Below are 18,244 nucleotides of genomic sequence, written 5' to 3' on the forward strand. Positions count from 1 at the left end.
ATTGGCACCGACAAGCTTATTCGTCGGCGTTGATATATTGCTTGCGGTCTAAATCGTACTTACGCATCTTGTCGTACAAGGTTTTGCGGGGCAGTTCGAGTTGTTCCATGGTTTGCTTAATACTGCCCTTGTTATGACTTAAGGCCTCTTCAATCAAGACTCGCTCAAAAAACTCAACCCGTTGCAGTAAGGACATACTGGTATGCAGACTCGGTGCATTACCTAAGCTGCCAGCGAAGGCGGCTTCACCACCGAGTAACACATAACGCTCTGCCAGATTTCTAAGTTCGCGCACATTACCCGGCCAATCGTGGGAGGTAAGGATGGCATTTTGCTCGGCATTGAGGGCAATCAAGGCCTTGTGATAGCGCGCTGATGCCATACGAGCAAAATGTAAGAACAATAAAGGGATATCTTCGCGGCGATCCCGGAGTGGTGGAATTGGCACAGTCACCAGATTCAAGCGATAGAGCAAGTCTTGGCGGAATTCCCCTGTGTCACATAGGGACTTTAAATCCACTTTAGTGGCGGCAATCACCCGAATCTCCAAATGGATGCTTTTATTGGAGCCTAGGCGTTCGACCTTGCGATCTTCGAGCACCCGCAGCAGTTTGACTTGTAACGACAGCGGTGTACTTTCGATTTCATCTAAAAAGAGTGTGCCGCCATTAGCGTACTCAAACTTACCTATCCGTAGCTTATCGACGCCGGTAAACGCGCCGGCTTCGGCACCAAAGAGTTCGCTCTCAATTAAATTTTCAGGAATTGCGCCGCAGTTAATAGCGACAAAGTTGGCCTGATTGCGACTACTGTGGTCATGCAGATAGCGGGCGACCAATTCTTTACCCGTGCCAGTTTCACCTTCGATAAGCACATCTGCGGGGGTGTCGATAACTTGGTCGATAATATGGCGCATACGCAAAATGCCGACGCTGTGGCCTAATATTCTCGGCCCTGGCACGTTATGGCTTTCTAACTCTTTCTTTAACTTGCGGTTTTCGAGGGTGAGGCTGCGTTTATCCAAGGCACGTTTCACCACATCTAACATATGCTCGTTGTTAAAGGGTTTTTCGAGAAAATCGTAGGCACCTTGCTTTAACGCATTGACTGCCATAGCGATATCGCCAAAGCCAGTGAGTAGTACGACGGGTAAATCGGGATCTTGCTGGCGAATTTGCTGCATTAGGCTGATGCCATCGAGTTGCGGCATATTCACATCTGAAATCACCACACCTGCCCAGTCTCTATCAAGGAGTTTAGCAATGCCTTTAGGATCGGTGGTGGCAAAGGCTTTGATGCCTTCAAGCTCAAACAGTTGTACCAGGACTGTGCCAATATGGGGCTCATCGTCGATGATCAGTACGCTATAGTCTTGAATTGAATTGGGAAGACTCATGATGACTGGCGTTCCTCAGCTAAATAAATCGGTAAAATAATGTGGAAAATAGCGCCGCCGTCCTCGGCATTGGCAACATTAATCTGCCCCTGCATAGACTCAATAATGCGCTGGGAAATGGATAAACCTAGGCCAAGTCCTGTACGCTCGCTAGTGGTAAAATAAGGCTCAAAAATTTTCTCCATTTGGCTTTCGCGTACTCCAGGGCCAGAATCTTGAATACTGATACAGAACTTGTCTTGGCAGTTTACCCTAATACTCAGTGTACGTTTTGGAGATTGCTGCATAGCGACTACCGCATTGCTCATAATATTGACAAACACTTGCTGCAGGCGCACTTTGTCGCCCCAAACCTGATATTGGCCTTCAGGTAGCAATACATCGAGTTCAACCCCTTGTTTGTCGATTTCGGGCTGCACTATGGTCAGAGCTTGTTTTATACAGCCCTTAAGATCGGTGGCACTATCCGCACCTTTGCTCTTACGGGTAAAGCTTTTAAATTGCCCAACAATATCGGCTAAGCGGTCGGTCAGCTCAATAATAATTTTCAGGTTATCCAGTGCCTTATCTTGCATATTGCGGGCAAGGAAAGTTTGAGTATTTTGCGCGTAGCTGCGAAGGGCCGCTAAGGGCTGATTAAGCTCATGATTGATACTGGCGGATAAACTACCAATCACGGTCAGCTTAGCGGCTTGGATCAGTTCATCTTGGGTATCTTTTAGACGATCATTTGCCTGCTGCAGATCTTGGGTACGCTCCTCGACCCGTTGCTCTAACAAACTTTGTGCTAATTGCATACGCTGCAAGTTACGGCGCCGCTCGCTGCTAAAGAGTAAACCTAAGGCAAGCAGCAAGTAGATAGATGCCGATAGCAGCATCAGTGCGGGTAAAGAGTCATGTAGCGGTTTTAATGGTGCAAGAATATGTACTCGCCAACCCGCTTTAGTCATCAAATGGTGGGTATCCATATATTGCGCTTGATTATTGCCTTGGCGGATTTGGTAGATATGGCCGCTGCTGAGGCTATTTTCTTGATATTGCGGTTTTATTAATAGTTCACCTATCGGGCGTTCGGCGTAACGCTTTGAGGCATTTAAGGCATATTGTTTGGCCTGAGTCAGTGGTGTGAGTGAGGTTAAGCGCCATTCATCCACACTTGAAATAAACACGATATCGTCGGGATCGCTGATTAAAAATTGGTATTGGCCAGCCATTGCAATACTGGTGCTTTGCTGTTCAATATCGGCGATATCCACTTTTACAATAATGGCACCCAGAATGCCTTTTTCGCCTTGCTGATAAATAGGATAAGAAAAGTAAAAACCGCGTTTATCCGAGCTAGTGCCCACCGCATAGTAGCGGCCTAAATTGCCCGAAATCGCATCGGTGTAATAGGGTCTGAAGGAGTAGTCTTTGCCGATAAATGAAAAGGGCTGTTGCCAGTTGCTGGCTGCGACTGCAATGCCGAGGGCATCGATAAGATAAATATCAGACGCCTCTGTCACATGCTGAATTTCCTCTAAATACAGGTTGAGCTCTTGCACCTTCTTGGCATTTTGTTGATCGTTGAGCACATTGGCGAGCATGGGATTGGTTGAGAGTACATGAGGGATGCTTTCATAGCGTGACAGGGCGCCATCTAAGAAGCTGACTAGCTCTTTGAGTTGTTTCTCAGATTGTTGTTGGATGTCTATTTTTCCCTGATAAAAATGCACCCAGTACGTTAATTTTAAGATGGCAAACAAACCCGCAAGTAGCACTATGGTCATGAATAGACGTTTTTTGGCTTTAGGCGTCATGGGCAACATAGCAGGCGATCCTGATCCACACTGAATAAAACAAAGCGAGCCTGAGTAGGCTCGCTTAAAAACTATCTAGAATCAAGGAATAATCTTTATTCCTGAAGATTAATATCCATTAAGCTTATCCAGTAATTCTGGCAAGAATAGCGAGATTTGTGGCACGTAGGTGATCAGCGCCAGGAAGGCCAACATCAGTGCTAACCATGGCAGTACGGATTGGATCACCCAACCAATGCTGCGGCCAGTGATCCCCGCAGTCACAAAGAGGTTAAGCCCAACAGGCGGCGTTAGCATACCAATCTCCATGTTGACCACCATAATGATGCCTAAGTGGATAGGATCAATACCAAGTTGAGTAGCAATCGGAAATAGAATTGGCGCCATAATTAACACGATTGCTGATGGCTCCATAAAGTTACCCGCCGCTAACAACAGTAAGTTAACAATGATTAAGAAGCCCCAAGCGGGTAGCCCCATCCCCACAATATACTCGGCAATAATATGGGGAATACGTTCAGTGGTGAGCACGTGTGCAAACAACATGGCGTTGGCAATAATAAACAGCAGCATGATGCTGACCTTGGCACCATCACGCACCACATGGCGAATTTCTTTGTCGATTGGAGTTTTTATCAGCCCCAGCACCATATGACCTAAGTTACGAGCGATCGCGCTTGGGATGGCTTCATTAGGGTTACGCCATGCGACATTTTTCAATGGACCAATATCACGATATCCAAATACCGCAATAAAGTATGCATACATACAAGCCACGGCAGAGGCTTCAGTTGGGCTGGCTACACCGCCGTAGATTGAACCTAACACGATAAAGATCAGCGCCAGACCGCCTAAGGCTTTGGCACTTGAAATTCCCAGTTGCTTAAAGCCAGGGAAGGGACGTGATGGCAGATTCTTAAAACGGGCGACGATATAAATCACTATCATCAGTAGGAAACCCATCATTAAGCCTGGAATTAAACCCGCCATGAACATTTTAGCCGCAGAGACTTCTGTCGCCGCTGCATATACTAGCATCACGATTGAAGGTGGGATCAAAATCCCTAAAGTGCCAGAGGTGGTAATTACCCCTGAAGCAAACTTTTCGGGATAACCTGCTTTTACCATGCCAACGATAACAATTGAGCCAATTGCGGCTACTGTCGCTGGGGAAGAACCTGAAACCGCGGCAAATAACATACAGGCCATCACAGAGGCCATGGCTAAACCGCCACGGATATGGCCGATACTATCCATTGCAAAGTCGATGATCCGCCTTGCCACGCCACCGGTTGATAGGAAAGCCGAGGACAGAATAAAGAAAGGGATCGCCAGCAGGGTATAGTGCTCTGACGATGACTCATAAAGTTTTAATGCCACAGAGGCGAGGGAATCGTTGGAAAAGAATAAAATCGTCAGCATGCTCGAGAAACCTAACGCAATTGCGATAGGCATACCTAAAAACATACAGACGAGTAGGGCAGTAAAGAGGGTCGCAATGGCCATTACTTCGCTTCCTTATTGTCTGTTTCTTGTTGTGCGTGCTGAGCAGCTTCATCAATTAAATGCATGCTTTCTTTCGCTTCATCGGCAAATTGGAACCCAGATACTTGGTTGCGCAGGATAGCGATAAACAGTTCTAAGAAACGCCAAGTCAACATGCTAAAACCAATCAATAGAATGCTTTGGGATAACCAAATTGGCACAGCGCCGTCTTCAATATCAATTTTTAATGTGTTCCAAGCAAAGTCAGGATCTAAGCTGTTTAACAAAAACTTAGGGAAATGAATATCTTCCATCGGAACGCCAATTTGGTACATCTGCGACAGATATTGCCAGCTACCTTTTAGAAATAGTCCGCAATAAGCCAAGCAAATCAATGCTGTCACTAGAGATGTGAGCTTTTTAGCTTTAGGTGGTAGATTTTTTACAAACGCATCAACACCGATGTGAGCGCCGACTTTCACCCCATAGGACATACCAAAGAGTACAAACCAACCACACATGGTTAAGGTGAGTTCTTGGATCCATAAGAAACCGGTATTGAAGAAAAACCGTGCCACTACCTCTGTAAACACTAAGAGTGTCATTAAGGTGATCAAGAGATTGAGCACCCCTTCTTCAAAGTAACCAAAAATTCGCGATATCACAGCTGTACTCCCCTCGCTTAAATACCGCTTAACCTCAAAATGAGATTAAGCGGCTTATTTCATTATTATTTATTTGCAGCAACAGCGGCTTCAATCACATCTTTACCGACTTGGTCTTCAAACTTAGCCCATACTGGTTTCATCACATCAACCCATTGTTGACGTTCTGCTGGGGTTAAGGTCACCAATTGAGAACGTTTTGAATCAAGAATTAATTGCTTGTCTTCGTTATCTTTTTCTGCAGCGATTTTGTTACCTAAAGCGATAGATTCGTCTAATGCTTCTTTGATCACTTTACGTTTGTCCGCAGGTAAGCTTTTCCAGAAGGCATCAGAGGTCACGACCATGTAATCCAATACGCCATGGTTACTTTCTGTAATATGGCTTTGAACTTCATAGAATTTTTGTGAGTAAGTGTTAGACCAAGTGTTTTCTTGACCGTCAATCGCGCGGGTTTGTAGCAGGGTGAACACTTCAGAGAATGGTTTTTTCACGGGGATAGCGCCAACTGCATCAAACTGTGCGGCTAATACGTCAGATGCCATTACACGGAATTTTAAGCCTTTAGCATCTGAAGGTTGCTTGAGTGGTGCGTTTGCAGAAAACTGCTTCATACCATTGTGTAAATAGCCTAAACCCACAATCCCTTTACGGCTCATTGAGTTGAGTAGTGTTTGACCTGCTTCACCCTGTTGGAAACGGTTTACTGCATCCATGTCATTGAACAGGAAAGGTAAGTCGAAAACTTGTAAGCGTTTGGTGTAACGTTCAAATTTTGAGAGTGAAGGTGCTACAAATTGCACATCGTTTAGCAATAGTGCTGCTAACTCGTTGTTATCCCCAAATAACTGTGAGTTAGGAAATACACTGACCTTGTATTCACCCGGTAAACGTTGCTCAACGAGTTCTTTAAACTTCAGTGCCATTTGGCCTTTGGGCGTATTTTCTGCCACAACGTGTGAAAACTTAATTTCAATCGGTTCTGCAAATACGTTAAAGCTGGTTGCGAATACGGAGGCAACGGCGAGCATTTTGACTAAGGTTTTGAGTGGACGGGTCAATCCAGTTTGTTGATTCAATGTCATTTTGAGTTCCTTTTTCTGTTGTTAGGATTTGTCCTCAGCCTTGGTTAGTTTGTTACCAAGTGTGAGTAGGAATACAGCCTTGATTTCCCTGAGGTCTGTCTTATTAAAGGCAAATACCACGCCAACTTACGATGGATTCTGTAAGTGTTTGGTTAATAAAGTGTAGTTCATTTGATGTTTGTCACACTTTTAGTTTTGTGGGTGAGATCTCGCTCACGTTGATTTTACCTATGGGGGGAAATCCACCCAAACTGCATTTTGTGGGGTATGAGCTGAGGTTTTTAGCTTGATGGTTAACTGAGCAAAATAAGTTGCTTTTTGATCAAAAATGGTTTGAAAAATGACTGTAGAGTAGGGAGACGGTGACATGGTTAAGATGAAGCACAGTGACGGTCAGCCATGATCTTCGCCTATTCGTTTTAAGATTTCATCACTTGGGAGTAACTCCAAATGTCCACGTTCATCGAAATACCAGCCAGTAATAAACCCTTTTTGGCGCATACTCAGAAGGTTTTGCATGACCTCACGGGCTTCTCTTAAGGCTGTTTGCTCGTCACAGGAATGAGTATGTTTAAGATAAGCGGCGATATTGGTGAGGGATGCGGATTGACTGACGCTAGCCATAGTGCTGATCTCCAAATTGCTCAAGACAATGAATCAGCGCGTTTTAGCCAAAATTAGGGTAAATGCTAAGTAATGGACTCAATTAACGTCATGCTGATTTAGAACAAGCATAGTTGAGATACTAAGGCGGTAAAGTTTTTGAGGTAAATATGGTGGTCGCTACTGGGATCGAAACAGTGACCCCCTCCTTGTAAGGGAGGTGCTCTCCCGGCTGAGCTAAGCGACCCGGGGTAAATCAGTAGTGCAGAATATGGTGGTCGCTACTGGGATCGAACCAGTGACCCCCTCCTTGTAAGGGAGGTGCTCTCCCGGCTGAGCTAAGCGACCCGGGGTAAATCAGTAGTGCAGAATATGGTGGTCGCTACTGGGATCGAACCAGTGACCCCCTCCTTGTAAGGGAGGTGCTCTCCCGGCTGAGCTAAGCGACCCGGGGTAAATTAGTAATGAAGAATATGGTGGTCGCTACTGGGATCGAACCAGTGACCCCCTCCTTGTAAGGGAGGTGCTCTCCCGGCTGAGCTAAGCGACCGGAATTCTTTCAATACAAATTTTTATGTCATTCACAAATATGGTGGTCGCTACTGGGATCGAACCAGTGACCCCCTCCTTGTAAGGGAGGTGCTCTCCCAGCTGAGCTAAGCGACCTGGGAATGACTACACAGTGAGGTTATATGGTGGTCGCTACTGGGATCGAACCAGTGACCCCCTCCTTGTAAGGGAGGTGCTCTCCCGGCTGAGCTAAGCGACCCGGGTATATAAAAACATGTAAACCATGATTAAATTTGCATTTAACACATGGTAGTCGCTACTGGGATCGAACCAGTGACCCCCTCCTTGTAAGGGAGGTGCTCTCCCAGCTGAGCTAAGCGACCTCTGCTGTGTGGAGCCGTATTATAGGGAGGTTCGATCGGGTGTCAACGCTTTTTAATGAAAAAAGCATTGGTCGCGCTATTTTTGTTCGCATTGACTTAATGTTAATCATGCGCTCATTTAAAGTGTTACTTTATTGGGCAATTTAAGATTGAGTGATTTAAGTAAGCTTTGTATGTCAGCCCATAGTGAATGTTACCGCGCAAATAACCACTAAACTTTATCAGGTTTTCTTTATCGACGAGACGATGGATTTTTAGGTCGGTTATAGGGCATGAGTTTAACGGTGCTGTTATATCTTTATGATCCTGAGTCGAGGTGAGTGAGCGCGTTTAGTTTCTATTATGATTGGTCAGCTAGCGATATCTATATCGAATTAATACATCGACTTTTGTGTTATCTGTATTATCAGCGGTTATGTTCCATTTGCAGCGCAGACTTAGGCTGCTAGAATAAGCCCACTTTTTATCGTGATTGTCTTTATCTAGACGACTTTATATAGGTTAGTGTCCCACTATGACAACTAAGACGCGTTTTGCCCCTAGCCCAACAGGCTTTTTGCACGTGGGCGGTGCCCGTACTGCACTTTATTCTTGGTTACAAGCCCGTGCCAATAACGGTGAGTTTGTTTTACGTATCGAAGATACGGATATTGAGCGTTCTACTCAGGCCGCTTGTGATGCCATTTTAGAGGGCATGAACTGGTTAGGTCTAACGTGGGATGAGGGCCCGTACTATCAAACTAAGCGTTTTGATCGTTATAACGAAATCATCACGCAAATGTTAGAGCAGGGCACAGCTTATAAATGTTATTGCTCGCGTGAACGTATCGATGCGTTAAGAGAAGCACAAGCGGCAAATGGCGAAGCACAAAAATACGATGGTTGCTGCCGTGACTTGCCGGCGCGTGATACTGATGAGCCTTTTGTTGTACGTTTTAAAAACCCTATCGGTGGTTCAGTCGTATTTGATGACCATGTTCGTGGCCGTATCGAATTCTCAAACGACGCGTTAGATGATCTGATCATTGCTCGTACCGATGGTGTACCTACCTATAACTTCTGTGTAGTGGTAGACGATTGGGATATGGGGATTACCTGTGTAGTGCGTGGTGAAGACCATATCAACAACACGCCACGCCAAATCAACATCCTTAAAGCATTGGGTGCACCTATTCCTGAATACGCCCACGTATCGATGATCTTAGGGGATGATGGTGCCAAGCTGTCTAAGCGCCATGGTGCGGTAAGCGTGATGCAATACCGTGATGATGGTTATCTGCCTGAAGCACTGCTTAACTATTTAGTACGTTTAGGTTGGTCACATGGCGACCAAGAAGTGTTCTCTTTAGAGGAAATGAAGCAGTACTTTAAGTTAGATGATATTAACAAAGCCCCTTCAGCCTTTAATACCGAAAAACTGGTTTGGTTAAACCAACACTATATTAAGACGCTTGATCCTGAATATGTGGCTTCCCACTTACAATGGCATATGGACGATCAAAAGATTGATACGTCAAATGGTCCAGCTTTATCAGCTGTAGTGACAGCATTAGCTGAACGTGCCAAAACGTTAAAAGAGTTAGCTGCATCTAGCCGTTACTTCTATGAGGATTTTGCAGAGTTCGATGCCGAGCAGGCGAAAAAGCATTTACGTGGTGTGGCGCTTGAGCCATTACAATTAGTGCAACAAAAGCTAGCGGCATTACCGGAATGGACCGTTGAAGGTATCCACCAAGCGATTGAAGCCACCGCTGCTGAATTAGAAGTAGGTATGGGTAAAGTGGGGATGCCATTACGTGTCGCTGTGACCGGAGCAGGGCAGTCTCCAGGCTTAGATATCACCTTATTCTTAATAGGAAAGGCACGCTCTGAGCAAAGAATATCCAAAGCGATTGAATTTGTAGCAGATAGAATAAATTCCTAAAAAACGAGTTGACACATTTAGGTGCGCTGCATAGAATGCGCCTCGCAGTTGAGACACAGACGAGCAAATGCTTGTAGTGCACTTAAATGTGGTTTAATAAGTTTGGGGCTATAGCTCAGCTGGGAGAGCGCTTGCATGGCATGCAAGAGGTCGACGGTTCGATCCCGTCTAGCTCCACCAAACTTACCGCCGATATTAAGCGAGAGTTTTTAACGAAATTCAAATTAATATGTCCTTGTGTCCCCTTCGTCTAGAGGCCTAGGACACCGCCCTTTCACGGCGGTAACAGGGGTTCGAATCCCCTAGGGGATACCACTATGTTTTACGACATAGTGCTCCTACCAAATAGCTAACGAGTTGTCTGGTAAGAACAAATCTAAATTTCTGCGATATACTGAGTTTCAGTTTTGTCGAAAGAGTTTGGGGCTATAGCTCAGCTGGGAGAGCGCTTGCATGGCATGCAAGAGGTCGACGGTTCGATCCCGTCTAGCTCCACCAATTTCGCCATATTAAGCGAGAGCACTGTTAGTCATAATAGTTGTCAAATTAATATGTCCTTGTGTCCCCTTCGTCTAGAGGCCTAGGACACCGCCCTTTCACGGCGGTAACAGGGGTTCGAATCCCCTAGGGGATACCACTCTATCCCTAATAAGATAGAGTGCATCACAAATGACTAACGAGTTATTTGAGATAAATCGCAAGACCTCAGTTATGAGGAAAAACATAAGTCCTTGTGTCCCCTTCGTCTAGAGGCCTAGGACACCGCCCTTTCACGGCGGTAACAGGGGTTCGAATCCCCTAGGGGATACCACTCTATCCCTAATAAGATAGAGTGCATCACAAATGACTAACGAGTTATTTGAGATAAATCGCAAGACCTCAGTTATGAGGAAAAACATAAGTCCTTGTGTCCCCTTCGTCTAGAGGCCTAGGACACCGCCCTTTCACGGCGGTAACAGGGGTTCGAATCCCCTAGGGGATACCACTCTATCCCTAATAAGATAGAGCGCATCGCAAATGACTAACGAGTTGTTTGAGATAAATCGCAAGACCTCAGTTATGAGGAAAAACATAAGTCCTTGTGTCCCCTTCGTCTAGAGGCCTAGGACACCGCCCTTTCACGGCGGTAACAGGGGTTCGAATCCCCTAGGGGATACCACTCTATCCCTAATAAGATAGGGTGCATCACAAATGACTAACGAGTTGTTTGAGATAAATCGTAAGACCTCAGTTATGAGGAAAAACATAAGTCCTTGTGTCCCCTTCGTCTAGAGGCCTAGGACACCGCCCTTTCACGGCGGTAACAGGGGTTCGAATCCCCTAGGGGATACCACTCTATCCCTAATAAGATAGAGCGCATCGCAAATGACCAACGAGTTGTTTGAGATAAATCGCAAGATCTCAGTTATGAGGAAAAACATAAGTCCTTGTGTCCCCTTCGTCTAGAGGCCTAGGACACCGCCCTTTCACGGCGGTAACAGGGGTTCGAATCCCCTAGGGGATACCACCTCAACTAAAGTTAATCGCTAACGTTAGTTGAAGACAATAAACCATCGAAAGATGGTTTTTTTGTATCTATTATTTTATCGTGCCACAAGCCACAAGCCACAAGCCACAAGCCACAAGCCACAAGCCACAAGCCACAAGCCACAAGCCACAACGTTTATTGGTTTTCCCCGAATTCAACTGCGAAGTGCGACACTCGCCAATATCAAGCAGCCAATACCATTTCTTTAAAGACAATCGCTGGTTGCTTGAAATCTAAACACTTTTTCGGTCGATAATTTATCCGTGATAAAGCGAATTCAATATCACTGTCTGTTACCGTTGTTAGGTCGGTTCCTTTCTTCACATATTGCCTTAAAAGACCGTTAGCATTCTCATTGGCTCCACGCTCCCAAGAACTATAACCGACATTCCGCAGCTAATTTAGGAATAAACTACCTCATAGAATCTACCGAGTAATTTGAGTAGTTGTGTTTGGTGATCTTGAAGTCCAGTGATGAACCTTTGGCCGTTAATCTCTAGCGTATCTATGCCTTCGAATTGCAAGAAGACCCAACGTGCCGTCGGTCTGGAGGTCGTCTTGTTCTTTACCATACTTGGGAAGAACGCTTCGGTTTGTGCGAGTTGTTCTCTGATTTTGTGTTCTAAACTAGCGTAAACAAGCAAGCTCAACGTCATTATCATTAGCAACGCTTCAATGCGCTCAGGCTTTTTCAAGAAGATGGAAGAGGTTAAAAACTCAGGGCTTTTTAGAAAACGGAAGCCGCGCTCGACTTTTTGTTGCGATTTGTAATGTGCTAGAAGAGCCGCCATGGTGAGTGCTTCATTGTCGGTGTCATTCGTCGCGAGGATAAACATGCCTACTTTGAGCTTAGCCAGTTTTACTTTTTCTAGGTCGGTGAAGGGGGCGGCTTCGATAAAGTATTGGTATCCTGTCGGTGCTTCATCTGTCTTTGGGCGGCCCGAATGAGAGTAAGTCGGCTGTTTGATGAGAGTGCCTTGTTCAAACCCAAGTAAGTCACATTGTTTCTTGAAATCGTTAAACGCTAATTCTGCGTCAACTTCACAAGCGAATGGTTTTTTACTTAGCTTTTCCAACGCTTTGATTTCTTTTGCTATGTTTTTCTCTAAGTTCTTGAAGAAAGTGATTTCTTCCCGCTTGGTGGCCTGTTCACTGTGAACGAGCAACCAACGTTGATTGACCTTTCCGTAATCCGAGTCTATCCAACATCCTGAGTAGCCATGACCGATAGTGCTTAATTGCTCTGGCTCTAGCGCAAGTAGTGCTTGTTTTGCGAGCTTGATGGTCATGGGGACACGGGTAATGAATTTTTGATTTTGCTCATCTAGCGAGGAGATGCTTTCTTCGGTGTACAAAGCGGCATCAGCGATAAAGTAACGACTATTTTGCGCGGCTTTTAGGCAATGTATGTGTCTTTTAGTGACTTCAGCGAATGCCTTGGCATCATTGGTGTTACCACTCAGTGCTTGCATGTAAACAGGAATACCTGCTTGGTTTTCACAGATGAGTTCAAGCACGACTTGGTTAAGCTCTGGCCTATGATCCCGACTATAACCTCTTACAAGCTTAATCACGTTGGTGTTTTCATCTTGTGCATACTCACCATCAACGTGGAAGCTAGTGATATCAAGATGAACAGAATCGGTCGTCAAGCCCAGTTTATCAACAACACGCTCAGCAATAACCTGATAGAGCGCTGAGACATCGGCTTCGTATAGAGCATCTAATGTGCGGCCTAGTACATCATCAGTCAGGTGGTGTGCTTCAATGTCTTTGGCGAGTAGCTTAGATACAGGCTTGGTCTTAAAAAAGTCCGAGAACATGTGCAGTGTTCTGCTATGAAAGCCAAGTCCATTTAGGAGCATGGCCAATACCGCGTCACCATGAGAAACATTGTGGTCAGAATATTTTGGGATAACGGCATCTATCATCCGTGGCAGGCCAATTTCGTGACAAAAGGCGGCAATGAGACCAAGGTGATCTAAGCGTTTAATAACAGGATGGGTAGACATATTTTGAGACCGTCAAATAGCAGTAATAGATCAAAACTGTCGATCGCGGTCAAGATGGTGTCGTAGTTTTTATGAAAAGCTGATCGCCAGATCACACTATTTAAATTCTGGAATTAGCTGCGGAATGACGGCTATAAGGGTGGGCAAAGTAAACATCAGCCTCCAACTCCTTTGCGATGGTTTCATGGCCTGCAAACTCTCTCCCGTTATCTGCCGTGATGGTATGGACATGCTCCTTGTAAGGCATGAGTAGCTCTATGGTTGCTCTAGTGACATCATCCGCTGACTTGGATGGCACTTTCTTCACCAAGTAAAATCGTGTTTTACGCTCTAAAATAGTCACCATCGCCCCCGTGCCGTGCTTGCCTAATACGGTGTCGATTTCCCAATCACCAAATCGCTCCTTACTGTCAACGATGCTTGGCCTATCATCGATAGAAACCGCATTTTTGATCGCTGGTGCTTTCTCTTTTTTACCGCGACGATACCGCTTGTGACCTTGCCTCAAGTGGCGATATAACTTGCCACCCGAGCGTTTATCCTGCGCAACAAATCGGTAGATCCACTCATAGCTGACAGCGGCACCGACTTTAGTTAATACACTGGAAATCTGCTCTGGACTCCAATCCGCTTCTAAAAGGAGGCGGATAAAATCAACACGCTCCTGAGGTATTCTGTATTTACGCGCTAATGTGCGTTTTTTGAGTGATAACACCTGAGCTTCGTTTGGGCAATAATGACTGCCCTTGCTGCCACGTTTAAGCTCCCGATATACCGTGGAGCGATGGCACTGAACGGTTTTAGCAATCTCAGAAACTGAAATCCCCCGTTCCAAAAGAGCAGAAATCTGGTATCTTCTGCCTTCGGTCAACTGCTGATAATTCATGGTAGTACTGCTTGTTTCTTTGGCGAGAAGAGCGTACCACTTTTAGCAGTTGGCTTCCTCTTCTACACCTTTCCATGAATGTCGCACTTATTATCTGAAATCGGGCCTCTGTTTCTATTGGGTTTAGACTTGCTTGCTGCATATTGGGATAAAGTCTTGGAACGATGTCTCGTTGTTAGTATGCAACAACACTATTTAGGACGGGGCAGAACAAAATAAAAAGGCGACTTAATGTCGCCTTTAAAATCAGTTCATTAAGTTACAACTCGGCACTATTCAACCCCTAAAAATCCGCCAGTTTGGTGAGCCCATAACTGGGCATAGATACCGCCAGCAGCAATCAGCTCTTGATGGGTTCCTTGTTCAACAATCCGACCTTGATCAAGCACGATTAATCTATCCATTGCGGCAATAGTCGATAATCGATGGGCGATTGCAATTACGGTTTTGCCCTGCATCAATTCGTACAAGCTTTCTTGAATCGCAGCTTCAACTTCAGAGTCCAAGGCAGAAGTGGCCTCATCGAGCAGTAAAATAGGGGCATTTTTTAATAGCACCCTAGCAATCGCGATACGTTGTCTTTGTCCGCCAGAGAGTTTCACGCCGCGTTCACCGACTTGTGCATCTAAACCATGATTGCCATTAGGGTCGGTTAGTTCATTAATAAAATCATGGGCCTGAGCTTGTTTAATCGCATGTTCGAGTTGGGTTTCGCTCGCCCCTGGATTGCCGTACAGAATATTTTCACGAATCGTGCGGTGCAGTAGGGAAGTGTCTTGGGTGACCATACCAATCTGTGAACGTAGCGAATCCTGTTTGACGGACTTAATGTCTTGTCCATCGATACAAATTTGGCCTTTCTCAACATCGTAAAAGCGCATTAACAGATTGACTAAGGTAGACTTACCCGCGCCCGAGCGGCCAACTAGACCGACTTTTTCGCCCGCTTTGATCGTGAGGTTGAGTTCGTCGATTACGCCAGTATTTTCACCATAATGAAAGCTCACCTGATTAAAATCGATCCGACCTTGTTCCACTACTAAGGTGTTTGCATCTGGCGAGTCTTGAATGAGTGTTGTCTTGGAAAGGGTGTTCATCCCATCGGTGACTGTACCAATATTTTCAAATAATGAACTGATTTCCCACATGATCCACTGCGACATCCCATTGAGGCGCAGTGCTAAACTCACTGCAATTGCAATTGCACCCACCGAGATAGCATTGTCACTCCAGAGCGTGATTGATACGGCGGCAATGCTGAACGCGAGTAAGTAGTTAATGATTTGTACACTGACGCTGATCCCTGTGACGAGGCGCATCTGGCGATAAACCGTGTCGAGGAAACTGCGCATACTCGCTTTAGCGTAATCAGCTTCTTTATCCGTATGGGCGAAGAGTTTCACCGTGGTGATATTGGTGTAACTATCAACAATTCGGCCAGTCATCGTCGAGCGGGCATCGGCCTGTTCGGTTGAGACTGTTTTAAGCCGCGGCACAAAGTACCATTGCAGACCAATATAGAGCGCTAGCCAAATCAGCATCGGGACCACTAGGCGCACATCGGCACTGGCCACCATCACCAGCATGGAGGTGAAGTACACTAAAATGTATACCAGTACATCGAGGAGTTTCATCACGGTTTCACGCACCGCAAGGGAGGTTTGCATCACCTTAGTGGCAATACGGCCAGCAAAGTCATTCTGATAGAAGGACACGCTTTGCTTGAGCAGATAGCGGTGCGCAAGCCAGCGGATCGACATGGGATAATTGCCCAGCAAGGTTTGATGCATGATCAGTGCATGAAATAGCACTAATAATGGCATCACCACTAGGACCATTACACCCATTAATATCAGTGTTGAACCTTCATCCTGATAGAGCGTCTCTGGGCTTTTTTTCACTAACCAATCGACTAATTGTCCCATAAAGCCAAAGAGTGAAACTTCGAGCATGGCGATGAAGGCCGTCAGCACTGACATTAATATCAGCGGTAATTCATAACCCTTAGTGTAGTGGCGGCAAAACGCATACACCCCCGTGGGAGGCTTGGTTGGTTCGCCATCCGGTAGGGCTTCCACCCAAGATTCAAATCGTTTAAACATGAATTGACTCTATTTTATTGAGAAAAGTAAATGGGGAAAAACGTCGAGGTGTCTAGCATATAGGATCTTGCACTTTAAAAGCACGCGATGATCCAGTTCCGTTTTCCGCGAGTGTGCTAGCATAGGGTGACGTACAGTAACCGACAAGTACAAAATTGTGAATAAGATTGTCGGATAGCCAAATGAAGCTGATAGCAGTGAGTCCAAAACCAACCACTAAACCACTAGTCGTGCCAGTAGTAAACGATTTGCAAGAGTGCTACTTATCCGCGACGATTTGCCGCGAGGCTCGCATCAGCCGTGATCCACGTTTTGACGGTAAGTTCTTTGTGGGCGTGTTAAGTACGGGTATTTACTGCCGAACTGTGTGCCCTGCCGTTGCACCTAAAGAAGAAAACGTACGTTATTTCGACTCGGCCATTAAAGCCGCACAGGCGGGGCTGAGGCCTTGCCTACGTTGCCGCCCAGACAGTGCACCAGGCTCTAATCCGTGGAAAGGTACAGGCACAACCCTAGACAGAGCTATAGGTTTGATTGAAGCTGGCGCCTTATCGGGTGAGCATGGATTAACGGTCGAGGCCTTGGCGGACAAACTGGGGATCAGCAGCCGTTATCTAAATAAGTTATTTACCTCTGGATTTGGCACTTCGCCTAAGCAATTTGCACTCTATCGTCAGTTAATGTTCGCAAAACAGTTGTTGCATCAGACGCAGCTGCCCATCACTCAGGTTGCGCTTGCCGCAGGCTTTAACAGTATTCGCCGTTTCAACGAGGCATTTCAACAGACTCTGCAATTAACGCCCACACAGTTAAGAAAATCCAGTCTGAAGTCGACTGCCAAGTTAGAGGAAGGGGAGAGAACTAATAAGGCTAGTCCGCAGGAGATGCCAGCGCACAGTTTGAGTCTATATCAGTATTACCGACCGCCGCTCGATTGGCCGGCGCAGTTAGCTTTTTATCGCCTGCGCGCCGTGGCGGGAATGGAGTGGTTTTGTGAGGGGGCAAATCATGACTCCAACGACATGATGCCCCAAGATACACTTGAGTATGGTCGCACCCTGCAACTTGAGGATATCCGCGCAGTGGTGCGTATCGCCCATGAGGCACATTTGCATCGCTTTAAAATCACGCTGACATTAACACCCGACTCGCCCTTGGCGGGCCTACAAAAACTCATCACCCAAGTGCGGCGCATTTTAGATCTCGATGCCGATATGCAGCTGATTGAGCACAACCTACAGCGTTTGACCGATCTTAAGTTAATCCCTAAATCAGGTCTTAGGATCCCGGGAGCAGGATCTTTATTTGAGGCGGGTTGCCGAGCCGTTTTAGGTCAGCAGGTGAGCGTAGTGCAGGCCACTAAGTTACTCAATTTATTGGTCGAAGCCTATGGTGAACGCTTTAGCTTAAACGGGCAAGAGTATCGCTTGTTCCCTACACCGCAGGTGATCCGTCATGCCTGCCTCGATAAGCTTAAAATGCCTGGCGCGCGCAAACTGGCGCTCAATGCGCTTGCAGCGTTTATCTGTGAGCACCCAGAAGCCACAGCTGATGATTGGATTAGGGTAAAAGGCATTGGCCCCTGGACCATTGCCTATGCCAAATTACGTGGGCTTGGCGATCCAAATATCTTCCTGCACACGGATTTAATTGTGAAAAAGCAATTACTGGCGACTATGGGTGAGCAGACAGGGTTGGATACTGAAGCGCAAAAACAACTGGATTATTCAGCGATTGTTGAGCGGGTAAGTGCGGATATCGCCCCTTGGGGGAGTTATTTGACCTTCCTGCTGTGGTCCAATGCATAGGGCATTACAGGCCATGTTTATTGATTCAGTACCGAGGCTCTATATGAGAGCCACTATT

The 18,244-nt window shown here is 46.0% G+C and carries 10 protein-coding genes, 16 tRNA genes and 2 pseudogenes; 11 read left to right on the plus strand and 17 right to left on the minus strand.

Features of this window, described 5'->3' with window-relative positions:
* Positions 1 to 16: 16 nt before the first annotated feature.
* From CEQ32_RS01040 to CEQ32_RS01100, 13 genes are all read right to left on the minus strand, one after another.
* A complete protein-coding gene (locus CEQ32_RS01040) occupies positions 17 to 1,396 on the minus strand; it encodes a sigma-54-dependent transcriptional regulator (RefSeq protein WP_055647655.1) in 1,380 nt (459 codons plus the stop codon).
* Entirely contained in the window at positions 1,393 to 3,204 is a 1,812-nt protein-coding gene (locus CEQ32_RS01045; protein ID WP_069455279.1) for a sensor histidine kinase, read from the minus strand. The genes CEQ32_RS01040 and CEQ32_RS01045 overlap by 4 nt, the downstream gene beginning before the upstream one ends.
* Before the next feature lie 99 nt (positions 3,205 to 3,303).
* The gene (locus CEQ32_RS01050; RefSeq protein WP_037428311.1) at positions 3,304 to 4,701 is read right to left on the minus strand and encodes a TRAP transporter large permease; all 1,398 of its coding nucleotides are present in this window, start codon (positions 4,699 to 4,701) and stop codon (positions 3,304 to 3,306) included.
* Positions 4,701 to 5,345: a TRAP transporter small permease gene (locus CEQ32_RS01055; RefSeq protein ID WP_055647657.1), complete on the minus strand. Its 645-nt coding sequence runs from the start codon at positions 5,343 to 5,345 to the stop codon at positions 4,701 to 4,703. Before CEQ32_RS01055 ends, CEQ32_RS01050 begins: the two co-directional genes overlap by 1 nt.
* Before the next feature lie 65 nt (positions 5,346 to 5,410).
* Entirely contained in the window at positions 5,411 to 6,430 is a 1,020-nt protein-coding gene (locus CEQ32_RS01060) for a TRAP transporter substrate-binding protein (RefSeq protein WP_055647658.1), read from the minus strand.
* A gap of 393 nt (positions 6,431 to 6,823) precedes the next feature.
* Positions 6,824 to 7,054, minus strand: coding sequence for a hypothetical protein (locus CEQ32_RS01065; protein WP_055647659.1), 231 nt, complete (start codon positions 7,052 to 7,054; stop codon positions 6,824 to 6,826).
* Positions 7,055 to 7,204: 150 nt separating this feature from the next.
* A tRNA-Val gene (locus CEQ32_RS01070) sits at positions 7,205 to 7,280 on the minus strand.
* 25 nt (positions 7,281 to 7,305) lie between these two features.
* Positions 7,306 to 7,381 (minus strand) — tRNA-Val (locus CEQ32_RS01075).
* Positions 7,382 to 7,406: 25 nt separating this feature from the next.
* Positions 7,407 to 7,482, minus strand: a tRNA-Val gene (locus CEQ32_RS01080).
* Positions 7,483 to 7,507: 25 nt separating this feature from the next.
* Positions 7,508 to 7,583: transfer RNA gene (locus CEQ32_RS01085), tRNA-Val, on the minus strand.
* A 40-nt stretch (positions 7,584 to 7,623) separates the two neighbouring features.
* Positions 7,624 to 7,699 (minus strand) — tRNA-Val (locus CEQ32_RS01090).
* 27 nt (positions 7,700 to 7,726) lie between these two features.
* Positions 7,727 to 7,802 (minus strand) — tRNA-Val (locus CEQ32_RS01095).
* Between the two features lie 48 nt (positions 7,803 to 7,850).
* A tRNA-Val gene (locus CEQ32_RS01100) sits at positions 7,851 to 7,926 on the minus strand.
* Positions 7,927 to 8,440: 514 nt separating this feature from the next.
* Here CEQ32_RS01100 and gltX point away from each other — a divergent pair.
* From gltX to CEQ32_RS01150, 10 genes are all read left to right on the plus strand, one after another.
* Positions 8,441 to 9,850, plus strand: a complete 1,410-nt coding sequence (gene gltX, locus CEQ32_RS01105) for a glutamate--tRNA ligase (protein WP_088585353.1) — start codon at positions 8,441 to 8,443, stop codon at positions 9,848 to 9,850.
* A 104-nt stretch (positions 9,851 to 9,954) separates the two neighbouring features.
* A tRNA-Ala gene (locus CEQ32_RS01110) sits at positions 9,955 to 10,030 on the plus strand.
* A gap of 59 nt (positions 10,031 to 10,089) precedes the next feature.
* Positions 10,090 to 10,165 (plus strand) — tRNA-Glu (locus CEQ32_RS01115).
* 107 nt (positions 10,166 to 10,272) lie between these two features.
* Positions 10,273 to 10,348, plus strand: a tRNA-Ala gene (locus CEQ32_RS01120).
* A 63-nt stretch (positions 10,349 to 10,411) separates the two neighbouring features.
* A tRNA-Glu gene (locus CEQ32_RS01125) sits at positions 10,412 to 10,487 on the plus strand.
* Positions 10,488 to 10,585: 98 nt separating this feature from the next.
* Positions 10,586 to 10,661, plus strand: a tRNA-Glu gene (locus CEQ32_RS01130).
* A 98-nt stretch (positions 10,662 to 10,759) separates the two neighbouring features.
* A tRNA-Glu gene (locus CEQ32_RS01135) sits at positions 10,760 to 10,835 on the plus strand.
* Between the two features lie 98 nt (positions 10,836 to 10,933).
* Positions 10,934 to 11,009: transfer RNA gene (locus tag CEQ32_RS01140), tRNA-Glu, on the plus strand.
* 98 nt (positions 11,010 to 11,107) lie between these two features.
* A tRNA-Glu gene (locus CEQ32_RS01145) sits at positions 11,108 to 11,183 on the plus strand.
* A gap of 98 nt (positions 11,184 to 11,281) precedes the next feature.
* Positions 11,282 to 11,357 (plus strand) — tRNA-Glu (locus CEQ32_RS01150).
* A gap of 204 nt (positions 11,358 to 11,561) precedes the next feature.
* Here CEQ32_RS01150 and CEQ32_RS01155 read toward each other — a convergent pair.
* The 4 genes and pseudogenes from CEQ32_RS01155 to CEQ32_RS01170 all read right to left on the minus strand — a co-directional run.
* Positions 11,562 to 11,759: pseudogene (locus tag CEQ32_RS01155) on the minus strand (transposase); the annotation flags it as partial.
* A gap of 20 nt (positions 11,760 to 11,779) precedes the next feature.
* Entirely contained in the window at positions 11,780 to 13,390 is a 1,611-nt protein-coding gene (locus CEQ32_RS01160) for an IS1634-like element ISSpu7 family transposase (RefSeq protein ID WP_011787758.1), read from the minus strand.
* Positions 13,391 to 13,523: 133 nt separating this feature from the next.
* Positions 13,524 to 14,276, minus strand: a pseudogene (locus tag CEQ32_RS01165) (IS30 family transposase); the annotation flags it as partial.
* Positions 14,277 to 14,548: 272 nt separating this feature from the next.
* Positions 14,549 to 16,378 carry an ABC transporter ATP-binding protein gene (locus CEQ32_RS01170; protein WP_088585354.1) on the minus strand — a complete coding sequence of 610 codons (1,830 nt, stop codon included), beginning with the start codon at positions 16,376 to 16,378 and terminating at the stop codon, positions 14,549 to 14,551.
* 182 nt (positions 16,379 to 16,560) lie between these two features.
* Here CEQ32_RS01170 and CEQ32_RS01175 point away from each other — a divergent pair, with 182 nt between their 5' ends.
* Positions 16,561 to 18,186 (plus strand): DNA-3-methyladenine glycosylase 2 family protein, encoded by a 1,626-nt coding sequence (locus tag CEQ32_RS01175; protein WP_088585355.1) that lies wholly within the window; start codon positions 16,561 to 16,563, stop codon positions 18,184 to 18,186.
* Positions 18,187 to 18,244 lie beyond the last annotated feature (58 nt).

The sequence above is a fragment of the Shewanella sp. FDAARGOS_354 genome (assembly GCF_002209245.2).
GTDB lineage: Bacteria > Pseudomonadota > Gammaproteobacteria > Enterobacterales > Shewanellaceae > Shewanella > Shewanella xiamenensis.

Coding starts and splice junctions, on each gene's coding strand:
- CEQ32_RS01170 (WP_088585354.1), bottom strand. CDS start 16,378: ATGTTTAAACGATTTGAATCTTGGGTGGAAGCCCTACCGGATGGCGAA.
- CEQ32_RS01175 (WP_088585355.1), top strand. CDS start 16,561: ATGAAGCTGATAGCAGTGAGTCCAAAACCAACCACTAAACCACTAGTC.
- CEQ32_RS01040 (WP_055647655.1), bottom strand. CDS start 1,396: ATGAGTCTTCCCAATTCAATTCAAGACTATAGCGTACTGATCATCGAC.
- gltX (WP_088585353.1), top strand. CDS start 8,441: ATGACAACTAAGACGCGTTTTGCCCCTAGCCCAACAGGCTTTTTGCAC.
- CEQ32_RS01060 (WP_055647658.1), bottom strand. CDS start 6,430: ATGACATTGAATCAACAAACTGGATTGACCCGTCCACTCAAAACCTTA.
- CEQ32_RS01160 (WP_011787758.1), bottom strand. CDS start 13,390: ATGTCTACCCATCCTGTTATTAAACGCTTAGATCACCTTGGTCTCATT.
- CEQ32_RS01045 (WP_069455279.1), bottom strand. CDS start 3,204: ATGTTGCCCATGACGCCTAAAGCCAAAAAACGTCTATTCATGACCATA.
- CEQ32_RS01050 (WP_037428311.1), bottom strand. CDS start 4,701: ATGGCCATTGCGACCCTCTTTACTGCCCTACTCGTCTGTATGTTTTTA.
- CEQ32_RS01065 (WP_055647659.1), bottom strand. CDS start 7,054: ATGGCTAGCGTCAGTCAATCCGCATCCCTCACCAATATCGCCGCTTAT.